At 46.0% G+C, this 13062-nt stretch carries 13 protein-coding genes; 6 read left to right on the top strand and 7 right to left on the bottom strand.

The window, feature by feature from the left end:
• Positions 1–330: 330 nt before the first annotated feature.
• The 7 genes from ACK8P8_RS10720 to ACK8P8_RS10690 all read right to left on the bottom strand — a co-directional run bounded on the left by ACK8P8_RS10720 (position 331) and on the right by ACK8P8_RS10690 (position 4836).
• A complete protein-coding gene (locus ACK8P8_RS10720; protein WP_369858916.1) occupies positions 331–1257 on the bottom strand; it encodes a DUF1848 domain-containing protein in 927 nt (308 codons plus the stop codon).
• Positions 1258–1330: 73 nt separating this feature from the next.
• Positions 1331–2065: a class I SAM-dependent methyltransferase gene (locus ACK8P8_RS10715; RefSeq protein ID WP_369858915.1), complete on the bottom strand. Its 735-nt coding sequence runs from the start codon at positions 2063–2065 to the stop codon at positions 1331–1333.
• Between the two features lie 2 nt (positions 2066–2067).
• Positions 2068–2703, bottom strand: coding sequence for a flavodoxin family protein (locus ACK8P8_RS10710; protein WP_227216657.1), 636 nt, complete (start codon positions 2701–2703; stop codon positions 2068–2070).
• A 58-nt stretch (positions 2704–2761) separates the two neighbouring features.
• Positions 2762–3655, bottom strand: coding sequence for a DUF4261 domain-containing protein (locus ACK8P8_RS10705; RefSeq protein WP_303179667.1), 894 nt, complete (start codon positions 3653–3655; stop codon positions 2762–2764).
• A 74-nt stretch (positions 3656–3729) separates the two neighbouring features.
• Positions 3730–4272, bottom strand: a complete 543-nt coding sequence (locus ACK8P8_RS10700) for an RNA polymerase sigma factor (RefSeq protein ID WP_369858912.1) — start codon at positions 4270–4272, stop codon at positions 3730–3732.
• A 23-nt stretch (positions 4273–4295) separates the two neighbouring features.
• Positions 4296–4679 (bottom strand): hypothetical protein, encoded by a 384-nt coding sequence (locus ACK8P8_RS10695; protein WP_227216654.1) that lies wholly within the window; start codon positions 4677–4679, stop codon positions 4296–4298.
• Between the two features lie 10 nt (positions 4680–4689).
• A complete protein-coding gene (locus ACK8P8_RS10690) occupies positions 4690–4836 on the bottom strand; it encodes a hypothetical protein (protein ID WP_176555142.1) in 147 nt (48 codons plus the stop codon).
• 160 nt (positions 4837–4996) lie between these two features.
• Between ACK8P8_RS10690 and ACK8P8_RS10685 the strand changes: the two genes are divergently transcribed.
• The 6 genes from ACK8P8_RS10685 to ACK8P8_RS10660 all read left to right on the top strand — a co-directional run bounded on the left by ACK8P8_RS10685 (position 4997) and on the right by ACK8P8_RS10660 (position 13052).
• A complete protein-coding gene (locus ACK8P8_RS10685) occupies positions 4997–6271 on the top strand; it encodes a uracil-xanthine permease family protein (protein WP_099293858.1) in 1275 nt (424 codons plus the stop codon).
• A 28-nt stretch (positions 6272–6299) separates the two neighbouring features.
• A complete protein-coding gene (locus tag ACK8P8_RS10680; RefSeq protein ID WP_186978432.1) occupies positions 6300–7022 on the top strand; it encodes an MBL fold metallo-hydrolase in 723 nt (240 codons plus the stop codon).
• Positions 7023–7088: 66 nt separating this feature from the next.
• Positions 7089–7463, top strand: a complete 375-nt coding sequence (locus ACK8P8_RS10675) for a VOC family protein (protein ID WP_099293854.1) — start codon at positions 7089–7091, stop codon at positions 7461–7463.
• 259 nt (positions 7464–7722) lie between these two features.
• Positions 7723–8301: an RNA polymerase sigma-70 factor gene (locus ACK8P8_RS10670; protein WP_186978425.1), complete on the top strand. Its 579-nt coding sequence runs from the start codon at positions 7723–7725 to the stop codon at positions 8299–8301.
• 92 nt (positions 8302–8393) lie between these two features.
• On the top strand, positions 8394–9554 hold the full coding sequence (locus ACK8P8_RS10665; RefSeq protein WP_369858911.1) for a FecR domain-containing protein: 1161 nt from the start codon (positions 8394–8396) through the stop codon (positions 9552–9554).
• Between the two features lie 99 nt (positions 9555–9653).
• On the top strand, positions 9654–13052 hold the full coding sequence (locus tag ACK8P8_RS10660) for a SusC/RagA family TonB-linked outer membrane protein (protein WP_369858910.1): 3399 nt from the start codon (positions 9654–9656) through the stop codon (positions 13050–13052).
• The last annotated feature ends 10 nt before the right edge of the window (positions 13053–13062 follow it).

Here is a 13062-nt window from a genome sequence, read left to right as displayed (position 1 = left end):
GTATACAAGCGAAAGCATAATTAATGCTGTCATTATTGTATACGGGTTAAAAACTTAATTAATACAATAGATAATATACTCGAATGGAATTACTCGAGAATAAACGAAGGGGACAACCTGTACGGGAAATACAGATTGTTTACAATACCAAATCCGAAATAATAAATAAACTATTAAACATCAAATAATTTTTAGTGTTACAAATATACGCAGAATTTAGGTTCGTTGCAAGCTAAAACTGTAATAAAATGGAAATATAATGCGGAAACGAGTGTTTCGCCCGTGCTGGGGAAGGGGTGTCGGGATTGTGACCGGATTTGAAGAGAGGCGTTAAAATAACGTGGGGTCGCTTCGCAGGCTTTTCATTTCCCGCTCTTTTATCACGTCGTCTTCCAGAACGTGTCCGACGAGCTTGGGCGAATGTTTGTCGTGCCGTTCCGTGTTGCGTGACAGTTTCCCTTTGCCCGTGTTGGCGTAACAGTATATGCAACCGTTGAGGCAGGAGTCATACGTGCCGATGTCGATGCTCTCGATACATTGGCATATATCCCGTTGATTCTTGTCCTTTCTTGCCGTGATCGGGTAACCGATAATCCTTTCTATCAGTTCTTTGTCGATGCACATTCCGGCGGGAATGCCCATGTCCCGAAGATCGACTTTCACGGTACACGTGTCGAGGTGTATCGTGTCGGGGATTGTCTGCACGAAAGAGGCTGCCATTTCCCGGATTTCTTCCATGGATAGGGGGTGAATGTCATGTCGCGTGACGGCTTGCCGGACGTGGGTGTAGTGATCGATAAAGCCGAGCATGCATCTTTCCGTGTGGTCTTTCAGTCGCGAGGCGATAGATGCGAATGCTTCTTCGTGGAATCGCGTGTTATACTTGGAGTTCGTCAATATGGGATCGTACCGCCATATCACTTTTTCTTTGCCGATCTTTTCGGCAAGGCGTTTGAACGTGTCGATTCTCCGTTCCAAGGTGGGAAGGTTTCCTTCAATCTCTTTCCCGTAAGGGTTGAGCGTGAATTGGAAATAATACTTGAAATCCTTTAAGGCGTCCAGTTTATCGAGCATCGGGGCGGCATTCTTCGTCCAGAAAACCATACAGTCGACGACATCCGGCGTGAGCCGTACTTGGCTGATCTGTTTCGGGTTAAAAGGGTTTGGAACGAGTACGTACCCTTCCTTTACCCGGTTGACGAACCATTCCGAGTAAAAAGAGGGGATGTCTGTTCTTCTGCTGGCACTGATGATCATATAGTAAAATTACTATTTTTCATCGGGTGGTGCAATCTTTCCGGTATAAATAATCTAAAAAGGTCTTTCGGGATTACTTCTTCACGGCGGACACAAGCAGCATCATGGGGCGGCGCAATTCGTCACGCATTTCCGGTATGCTATCCAAAAGGGCTTCGTCCGGTTCCGGTTCGACGAGTCCCGTGATTATGAAACCGTTTTGAATCAGTCCATTCACGTATGTTGTTAGAGTTTTGTGGTATTTGACGACTTCTTCGCCAAGGAAAATTGCTTCTCGTTTCCCTTCCGTGAAATAGCGGTCTACCGGCCAGTGAAGTTTGTTCCTCTCTTGGTCGTGGTACCAATCCTGACTTCCGTGGGCGGTGAACACGGGGTGTTCGACGGAGAACACGAATGTGCCGCCGGGGATAAGGCAACGGTGTACTTTCTCGCAAATATCCTGAAAGGATTCCAGATAATGGAATGCGAGGGAACTGATAACGATGTCGTGGGTCTCAGGAGGGTAATCGTAATCCTCGATAGCCATGCGGCGGTACTCGACACGAGGGGAGTTGTTCCGTTCGCGGGCTTCTTCCAGCATTTTTTCCGAGAGGTCGATGCCGAGTACATGGGATGCCCCGTGTTCAACGGCGTATCGGCAATGCCACCCGAAACCGCATCCGAGGTCTAATACCCGTTTCCCCTTGAAATCGGGTAACATTTTTTGCAGTGCGTGCCATTCTCCGGCGCCTTTCAGTCCGTCTACGGAACGGGACATTTGGCTGTATTGATTGAAGAATTTGTCGTTGTCGTATTTGTTTTCTTTCATGCTTACCGGATGAAATTAGTCATGATCTTTTTCTCCCCTTCGGGTGGAGTGAGCGTGTCTTTCGTCTGCTCTCTCATTTTCATCAACCAAGCCATATTTCTCCCTAGTGTCCGCATGATTTGTAGCCCTTCGTTGTCTTGAATGACTTCTCCGGCTTTCAACCCGTGGATAATATTCCAGTAATTGGAGGTCGGCACGAGCATTTCGGAATACGTGAGGTAATGATTCAGCCCGTCCAGCGTGGCAGAACCGCCCGAACGGCGAACGGCAACAATGGCAGCCCCTACTTTATGGCGGAACCAATTACCGTTTGCCCCGGCAACGTAAAAGGCGCGGTCGAGGAAGCATTTCATTGTTCCGGCGATACCAGAATAATGAACGGGAGAACCGAGAATCAGCCCATCGACATCTTTTATCTTTTGCAGCAAGTCGTTAAGCGTGTCCGTGGTAATGACGCATCGTTCGTTATGATTCTTGAAGCACATATTGCATCCCATGCAACCGTGTATCTTCTGGCTTCCGACTTGAAGTATTTCAAATTCGATGTTTTCTTTCTTTAGTTCCTCCCCGATGACTTTCAGGGCTTGAAACGTGTTGCCTTGCGGGTGCGGACTCCCGTTAATTGCGATTACTTTCATTTGTTCGTGTTTTTGTTGTTCGTGAGTCTTTTTACGTGTGTTGTCGGTAAATGTTGGGTTATTCTCTGCCTCCCGAGGCATATTCGCCCGGGCATATATCCATGACTTCCCGTTCGGGTTGGATTAATGCCGATTCATGTTGGCATTTCCATCGGATTTCAGCATCCATTTTTTGCTCGTTGAGTCCGGCTATCGTTTCATCGTCTTGGATCGGGTTGTTTTTGGTAAAGATGTAAGCGGCCACGTTATAGGCGTGGTCTACCACGGCATTGGGGTCAAGTTCATGGAAATGGTATTGAACGTCGGGAAGACCGATGGCATACAAGCCGAGCGAGTCGACCAACATATCGTTTGTTCCCTGAATGTTGAAGAACCGGACATTTATCCCGAAATGGAGAAACCGACACTCTTCGTTCCACGGGTTATCCAGCACTTGTTCCCGGGTGAGTAGTTTGCCGCTTGAAGGAACCCATACGGCGATACAATCCGGAAATAGTTCAAGCGTTGTTTCTAGCCAGCCTGTCAATAGTTCGCAGCGTTCTTTATATTCCAGCCCCGAGGCGAGGAAGTCAGAAAGCATGAGTTTGTATTTGCAGGTCGCCAGTATTTCTTCGTTGTTCGGGCAATCCCATAATTGACTGCGTTGCATCTGGTCGATCGTGCCCGCGTCGAAATTTTCAAAGTCGGACATGAGTACTTGCGCGGGTACTTTCTGATTGTCCTTGTATTCTACAAGGAATTTCCACACGGCGAAAGTCGATAATGATTCTTTCACGTCTGCCACGATGTCTGTTTTCCCGAAGCGGGCATTTAAAGCTTCTTGTATTACTTTGCCTTGCGGACGATTTTCCCTCTCCTTGAATAACAGATGGATTTGGAATATGTGCTGAAATTCTCCTTTTGTATCTAAATTTTGTTTGAACACTTCGTTCTTGTTTTCTGCCGTACTCATATATCGTGAATGTTTGTCAATACTTGTTTGACAAACATACATCTTTTTGCGGAAGATTCATAGTTTTTGTCGCTTTAGTCGTTCAACAACTCTTTGTATAGTTCGTACAGGTTGTCCCGCAGGTAGAGTACGGCGTATCTTTTTCGGGATATGAGAGTGTTGACCGGGATTCCGGTCGACGCGGAGATTTCTTTAAAGGAAAAGCCTTGTAGTTCGGTTAGTTCGAATACGGTGCGTTGTTCCTCGGGGAGTTCCGCCAAAGCCTTGTCCAGTTCCTCCCACACGAGGGCGCGGGTGTATTCTTTCTCGGGAGAGGTATCCGAATTGAACAGGTATTCGGATACCTCTTTTAATAGTAAGTGTTCTTCGTATTCCCCGTCTGGGGTTGTCAGTTTTTCTTCCTTGTATTTTCGGCTCCTGTCGATGATTAGGTTGCGGGTGACGGAGTACAGCCACGACGAAATCTGCTCGATGGGATGAGCCACGGGGTCTGTTTGAAGGAGTTTGTAGAACACGTCCTGCAAGATATCTTCTCGGTCTTCTTTGCCGGAAACCCGTTTGGCTATGAAACCTTTTAGTTGCGACTGGTGTTTCTTGAAGATTGTCGATATGTCCATTTCGGAAAAGGGTATATATCTGTTCAAACTTGTTCTTGCCCGCCGGTTTGTTCTTTTTTGCCGAAAAAGCGGTCATTGAATAATTCATGATGTTCCTCGAAACGTTGACGGATGAAATCCTTGCGTTCTTCCGGTGACATGTTTTTGAATTTTTCCCGGAAAAGATGAGGATGCTCGCCGTGCGGCATCCCGAATCCGTGGTGCCCGAAACCGTGACGACCGAAGCCCCCGAAAAATAGCCTGCTTAGGATGAAGAGTCCGAGGGCTTGCCAGTAGCTGATGGCAGACCAACCGATGATAGAGGGAATCAGCCAGTTCCACAGCAGCATGATGATGGCCGGAATAGCGGCGAGGGCAAAGAGCATAAACAGCACGTGTAAGCCTTTTCTGTGTTTATTGTTTTTCATGGTATTCGATTTAATAGGTTGTATAAATGTAATATATTTTCGTGAAGTCCTGTAAAAAGTGGACGGATAAAGTGAGTAGGGCGATGACGCCAAGCGTGACGATAAACGGTATCACCGCCCTTACTTCCCGGATTATTACTTTATTATGGTTTCTCATGTTCGTTTCTTTTTTTTATAGTTACTCTCGGATTGCAATCCTTTCTATTGTTATAGACGAACGAGAGGAAAGAATATTTTAAAATAAGTCATCTTTTTTTCGTGAAAGGTGTAAAATCTCTTGTAATGTACTATTTTTACACGTGTAAATACGTGATGAGATGAAATACGAATTGAATGATAAACCGGGGCTGTTGCCCATGTTGATGTACGGGTTGCAATGGTGGATCGTTTCCCTGCCTTGCGTGGTGATCATGGGAATTATCGTTTCGAAGCTGCATTACACGGACGTGGCGGAACAGACTTTCTACCTGCAAAAGTTGTTCGGGATCATGGGCGTGGCGATGGTCGTGCAAGTGTTGTGGGGGCATCGGTTGCCGTTGGTTATCGGTCCGGCATCCGTGTTGTTGATTGGGATTCTTGCTACTGTTTCAGCGGGAATTTCCGCCATATACACGGGGATTCTGGTCGGGGGACTGGTGTTGACGGTATTGGCGTACAGTGGTTGGTTGGGAAAATTACAGTTTATTTTCACGCCTCGCGTTGTCACGGTCATTCTGATATTGATTGCTTTCACGTTGACTCCCGTTATTTTGAACCTTGTCATGGGAGATACGGCGCACGGGTTGTTCAATTTGTTTTTCACGTTGCTCATCGTGTTTGCGCTGGTTATCGGGAATAAGTTTTTACGGGGGATATGGAAGTCTACCACGGTGTTGTGGGGGATAGCCGGAGGGGCGCTGGTGTATTATCTGGTGAATGGTTTTCCCGTGTTACCCTCGACGGGGGCAGAAAGCCAAGTATCTCTGTTTAATTTTTCACTGGATTTCGAGGCGGGGACGATATTTTCGTTTTTGTTCTGTTACGTGGCACTTATCGTGAACGAGTTGGGTTCAATTCAAGCCGTGGGATATATGTTGCAAGCCGATAACCTGAATAAACGTACAACCCGGGGCGTGGGGGTTGTCGGGCTCACTAACGTGTTGTCGGGATTGTTCGGGGTGATTGGTCCCGTGGATTATTCCATGAGCCCGGGAGTGATCGCTGCCACGGGGTGTGCCTCTCGCTATACCTTGATTCCGGCGGGTATCGGTTTGATAGCGTGTGCTTTTTTTCCGGCTGTGGTCGGGTTGTTGGTAACGTTGCCGGGGGTGGTCATGGGGGCGATATTGCTTTACTTGATGGCGACGCAGTTGGCGGCGGGGATGCAAATGTTGGTACGTGAACGGGCGATCACGGATTTCGATAGCGGCGTGGTGGTCGGTTTGCCCCTGATGGTGGCTTTGTTGCTGTCTTTCGCTCCCTCGGAAGTGGTGAATCTTATACCTTCTTTGTTTCGCCCGATCGTGGGAAACGGTTTCGTGATGGGAGTCGTGTCCGTGTTGATTCTGGAGCATCTGATCTTTAGAAAGAGCAAACCCGCGCAAGGGGCGTGACGTATACACGGGGAAAAAGAAGATTTGTATGAAAGGAATTTATATCTATCATAGCGGATTTGCTCTTTTGGACGAGGGCGTTACCGTGATTATCGATTATTATAAGGATTCGGCAAACCCGCCGTTGACGGGTGTTGTGCACGGGGAGTTATTGGGGCGTCCGGGTAAACTCTACGTTTTGGCATCCCATGTCCATGCCGATCATTTTAACCCGGAAGTGTTGACTTGGAAACATTCACGACCTGATATTCAATATATTTTCTCTAAAGATATTCTTGAAGTGGGACATGTCGGTTTATGGGATGCCTGTTATATCGAGAAGGGTAACGTGTGGACAGACGGGATACTGGAAATAGAGGCGTTCGGTTCCACGGATGCCGGGATTTCATTCTTGCTGCGCTTACGCGGGAAGACGGTTTTTCATGCCGGGGATTTGAATAATTGGCATTGGAAAGAGGAGTCGACCGGGGAAGAAGTGCGGGAAGCGGAAAGCGCGTATCTGGCTGAACTCGATACGCTCGCGCGGAGAACGGATAGCATGGATTTGGTTATGTTTCCTGTCGATCCCCGTTTGGGGGAGGACTATATGTTGGGGGCGAAGCAATTTATAGATCGGTTCCGCGTGGGAACGTTTGTTCCGATGCATTTTGACGACGTTTACGATAAAGCGAATGCTTTCCGGGAATATGCCGGGGAACGAGGCGTTCGTTTCGTGAGTTTGGAGTATAAAGGAGAGGACTTTATGATTTAAGATTGGGCGATTTACGATTGCCGATTCTGTGATTGTATGAATTTTTAAATTTTAAATTGTTGTATTATGGAGATTAAAAGTCGGTTTGACCATTTCAATTTTAACGTGCTTGATTTGAACAGAAGCATTCGTTTTTACGAGAAAGCCTTGGGATTAAAGGAAGTCCGCCGGATGGAAGCCAAAGACGGTTCCTTTATTCTTGTGTATATGGGTGAGGAAAAGACCGGGTTCCTGTTGGAATTGACGTGGATGCGGGATCGGAAAGAACCCTACGACTTGGGGGAGGGGGAATTTCACCTTTGTATGCGTGTTCCCGGCGATTATGATGAAGTACGGGCGTACCACAAGCAAATGGATTGCGTGTGTTACGAGAATACTGATATGGGGCTTTATTTTATTGCTGATCCCGACGGGTATTGGATCGAGATACTGCCGGAATAAGATTTTGTGATGATTCAACCGGAAGTCTGTAAAACTTTGCTTTCTATTATAAATAATTAGGAATATAGGTAATATCCATTCCATGATCGTACGGTTGCCCGCTTGACGGATCAGCGTGTTCAAGTAACGTAGCGTGAGGTACAGGTGGTCGGCATAAAACGCCACATTTATTAGGAACGAATAAGTTTTATTCGGAAATAAATGTGTTCGGGAATAATATATTTCTTTACATTTGTAATGTGGAATTTAGATAGCTAGTATGACGGAGCGAGTAAAATATGATGTAAATCAGTTGGTACAAGATTTGAAAAAGGGGTACGAACCGGCTTTTGATTACCTGTTTACAACCCGTTACGAGGACTTGTGCCGTTTTGCACGGGCTTTCGTGGGATCATATGACGTGGCGGAGGATATCGTGCAGGATGTTTTTGTCCGGATATGGGAGAATAACTTGAAGATTAGCAGCGATATTTCACTGGATAGTTATCTTTACGTGGCGGTGCGAAACGGTTGTGTCAGTTATGCGCGCCGTCAAAGACCTCACGTGGGGTTGGAGGCGTTGTCGGAGATGGAAACAGAAGAGATTTTGGCGGAGGATTGGAAATACGTGTGGGATGCCGTGGAAAGTTTGCCGGAGCAATGCCGTGTTGTTTTAAAATTGGTCGTACTCGAAGATATGAAGTACGCGGAGGCGGCAGAGAAACTGGATATTTCGGTCAATACGGTCAAAACGCAAATGAAGATTGCTTACCGGGAGTTGAGAAAGAAATTTACGTCGGGAGAGATTTCTGTTTTATTCTATTATTTTTATGTGGGTGAGGGGTTTAATGGGCGGTAATTTATTTTCTTGAAAAATATTCTGTTTTCTTTTCACCCTTTTTTTATTCTTGTGCGTCCTCTCACGAAGAATATAAATCAGCTTGTTATTTTATGAACGAGAGAATAGAAGAATTATTGGTTAAAAAGATTGACGGGGAGCTTTCTGCTGTGGAGGAGAAGGAATTGTCCGGGTGGTTGGCAGAGTCGGAGGTTCACGAACGAATCTTGCGGGAATTTGAAGCGGTGCGGCAGCGGTTGTCCGTGTTGCGGGAAGAATTTCACCCGGATGTGCAAGGACGTTTGCAGTCGGTTAAGAAGCATAAAAAACGACGGGTGCGGTTTGTTGCGGGGTGGATGCGTTATGTTGCGGTCGGTATTTTACTCGTGAGCGTGGGGAGCTATTTGTTGTGGAATGATGGGAAAAATAAAGAGGAGGAACATCGTATTTTCGCGAAAGTGGCGGTGCCCGGGAAAGAACAGGCGTATATCGTGTGGGCGAACGGGGTACAAGTGGCAATCGACGAAACGATGAAAGATACTTTGCTGACTGGGGACGGGGGAGCGGTAGTGCGGGTGGATTCCAACCGGGTGTTGCGTTACGAGGGAGGGAATAATGATGAAGGATTGGAACGGCGGGTGCATAAATTGGTGATCCCGAATGGAGGGGAGTATCGAATGGTGTTGGAAGACGGGTCGGTTGTTTGGTTGAATTCCGCTTCTTCGCTGGAAATACCGGAACGCTTTGCCGCGGGGGAGAGAAGGGTACGATTGGTGGGAGAGGCTTATTTTAAAGTGAAGAAAGATTCATCAAGACCGTTTTACGTGGCAACGGAACGTGCTGACGTGCGCGTGTTGGGTACGGAGTTCAACGTTTCAGCTTACGAGGAAGATCGTGATGCGGTGATGACGCTCGTGAACGGGGCGGTGCGGGTGGATGCCCGCGGGGGAGAGTCGGTGGTGTTGGAACCGGGACAACAGGCGTTGACTGCGGGTGGAAAAATTGAGGTGCAGGATGTCGATGTGTCGTATGTCACGTCTTGGGTGAACGGGAAGTTTAGTTTTGATAATTCCCGTTTGGAAGATATCGCCCGGCAGGTTTCCCGCTGGTATGACGTGAAAATATCTTTTGATGATGATGATTTGAAAGATATTCGTTTTTCCGGGGCGATGTTGAAATTTAGACCGTTGAGCGATTTGATCGAGATGATTGAGGCAACGAGTTTTGTGCGGTTTAGCGTGAAAGGAGAAAATATTATAATATCTGGAAAATAAAAATCGAGGAAGTGGCTAGACTTCCCCGGTTTTGAGTGTTAATTGCTTTGTTACTGTTTGAGAGAGAACAAAGCTATGTATAACCTTAAATGCAAATATATGGAAAATAATCGAGAGCCTAACCGGTTTACGCGGTTAGGACGAAAAAAAATGTTATCGATGATGCGTTTGGCTAGTTTTTTTTGTTTGTTGAGTATCGTGTGCGGCGTGCAGGTGGCACATGGGCAGGAACGTAGGGTTTCTTTGGAAGTGAAGGATACTCCGATCAATCAGGTGCTGCGTATGTTGGGAAAAGAGTTCGGGAAGGATTTCTTTTACAGTAATGTGCAGGTGGATATGAATGAAAAGGTGAACGTGAAGTTAGTGAATGCCACTATTGACGAAGCGTTGAAACAGGTGTTCGCGGGGAAGCAGGTGCGGTACGAGGAGAAGGAGAATTTCGTGTTGATTTTGGAAATTCGGGAAGTAAAGAAAGACACGAAAGTGCCGGAAGTGCGCGGTGTGGTGTATGATGACTTGAACGAGCCGTTGCCGGGAGTAACGATTATGCTCAAGGGAACAAGTACGGGTTTCGTCAGTGATGCGGATGGAAAATTCAAAAGTGCGTTGACGATGAAATTACCCATAACTTTGGTATTCTCTTTTATCGGTTTCGAAACTCAGGAAGTTGTGGTAACGGATAGCACGCGGGAGGTGACCGTGAAGATGAAACCTGACGTGAAACAAATGGAAGAGGTGGTCGTGACGGGATACGCTAACGTGAAAAAGTCCAGTTTTACCGGAAATGCGGTGAGGGTGGATAAAGAGGAGTTGTTCAAGGTATCGCCGACCAACGTGATCGATGTGTTGCAGGTGTTTGATCCTTCATTGCGTATCATGAAAAATAACGAAATGGGAGCAGACCCGAATACATTGCCGGAGTTTTATATCCGGGGACGTTCCGGTATCGGGGTGATGGATTTGGATAAGGAGAGCCTTTCCGAATCGGCTTTGAGTAATAATCCCAATTCACCTATTTTTATTATGGACGGTTTCGAGGTGACGGTACAGAAAGTGTATGATTTTGACCCGAACCGTATAGAGAGTATCACGATATTGAAGGATGCCGCGGCTACGGCTATTTACGGTTCCCGTGCGGCTAACGGAGTGGTGGTGATTGAAACGGTGGCGCCGAAACCGGGACAGTTGAACGTGATGTATAATTTCACGGGTGCGCTTACCGCTCCGGATTTGTCGGATTATAATTTAATGAACGCTAAAGAGTTGCTTGAGGCTGAGCGGTTGGCAGGGTATTATGAACCGACTTCCAACATTAATTCGTCTTATACTCTTTTAAGCGAGTACGAGGCGAAGTTGTCGAACATTATTCGGGGGGTAAACACGGACTGGTTGTCACAACCTTTACAGAACGAATTTAATCATAAGCATAGTCTTGCCGTGCAAGGTGGTTCCGAAAATATGCGTTTTAACGTGGATTTGAATTACGATAACCAGAAGGGGGTGATGAAAGGATCTTTCCGTGAACGCTTGGGTGCAGGGTTTTATTTGGATTACCGTATCGGCGGGATGCAGTTGAAGAATCAGATCGCCTACACGGTCACGAAATCAGAAAATTCTCCTTATGGAGATTTTAGTGATTACACGAAGAAATTGCCGTATGATGAGTTGAAAGATGCGGATGGAAATTACGTGGAACAGACAAAACTTTGGCATGGGGGTATGAGTGGCACGAAAAATCCGTTGTACGAGGCGAAAATGTTGAAGAGTTTTGATAAAAGTAAAATACAGGATTTGACGAATAATTTGAGTTTGAACTGGTATATCACGAAGAGTCTTTATTTTAAAGGACAGGTAGCGGTAACTTTGACCGATACTGAAACAAAAGTTTTTAAAGACCCGCTTTCTTCTTCGTTTTACAACGTGGATGATGACAAGAAAGGTTCGTTGAATTTGAGTAAGAGGAAACTGGTGAAATGGAATACCAATTTCGTGTTGAATTACGTGCAGGCGATAAAGAAGCATAATATGAATTTTTCGTTGGGATTGAACACGAACACGGAGAGTACGAATAGTTCGGTGGAGAAATATTTGGGATTTCCTTCGGGTGAATTGAATACCCCGGCTTTCGCGGAGAACGTGGATGATGTACCCATGTATTCGGATAATAAAAAGCGGCTGTTCGGGGCGTTTGTTTCATTAAACTACACGTATAACGATATTTATTTACTTGATGCCTCGTGGCGTCTGGACGGTTCGTCCGAGTTCGGGGCAGACAAGAAATATGCTCCGTTTTATTCCGGGGGTGTCGGTTTGAACGTGCATAATTACGAGTTTATGAAAGCGCAGGATGTGGTGAGCTTGTTGAAGATCACGGGGACCATGGGAGTGTTGGGAAAAACCAATTTCCCCGCTTACGCTGCCAAGCATACTTATGATGTTACGAATTCGTATTATTCCACGGGTGGCGGTATTTACTTGCACTATATGGGAAATGAGAATTTGAAATGGGAGCGGACTTTTTCCCGTGATTTGAAATTGGAGTTGGGTTTCTTGAATGACGCGATTTATACGAAGTTTACGTGGTATAATAAAAAGACCAAGGATTTGATCACGGATGTGACGATTCCTACCCATACCGGTTTTACTTCTTACAAGGATAATATGGGTGAGGTGGAGAATAAGGGATTCGAATTGGATGTCCGTTTTAATATTCTCCAGAATAAAGATTGGATGGTTGCCGTGTTCGGGAATCTGGCACATAACCGGAACAAAATATTGAAGATTTCTGAATCCTTGAAGGCGTATAATGAACGGGTAAACGAGAAATTTGATGAATACTTTGATAACGTTTTCAGCAAACAGGATTTGAAGTATAGCAAACCTTTGCTGAAATACGAGGAAGGTGGTTCTTTGACGGCTATTTACGGGATGCGTTCTTTGGGAATAAACCCGAGTAACGGGAGCGAGTTGTTTCTTGACCGGAGTGGTCAGGTCATTCAGGAGTGGACATCCAGCCAACAATCTATTTTAGGTGACACGGAACCGGATGCAACGGGTTCTTTCGGGGTGAATTTGCAGTGGAAGCGGTTCACGTTATTTGCCACGTTTATGTATGAATTCGGGGGACAAGTGTATAACCAGACTTTGGTTGATAAGGTGGAGAACGTGAAGTTGTACGAAACGAACGCAGACAAGCGTGTTCTCACGGAGCGATGGGCAAAGCCCGGGGAGTTGACTCGTTTGAAGTCAATTAAAGACCGGAATAACGTGACACTGCCAACCTCTCGTTTCGTGCAGGATTACAATATGTTGAACTTTAATTCACTCACGGTAGGGTATGATTTCGATAAAGACTTGTTGAAGAAAATGCGAATGAGTATGTTGCGGTTATCGTTTAACATGAAGGATATATTCACGATTTCGAGCGTGAAACAGGAGCGGGGGTTGTCTTATCCCTTTGCCAGAACTTTTAATTTGACCTTAAATGCAAGTTTTTAAAATAGATGAT

Origin of the sequence: Butyricimonas muris, assembly GCF_046365375.1 — a bacterium.
In the GTDB taxonomy this organism is placed as follows: Bacteria; Bacteroidota; Bacteroidia; order Bacteroidales; family Marinifilaceae; genus Butyricimonas; species Butyricimonas muris.
This window is presented reverse-complemented; position numbering and strand designations above follow the sequence as displayed.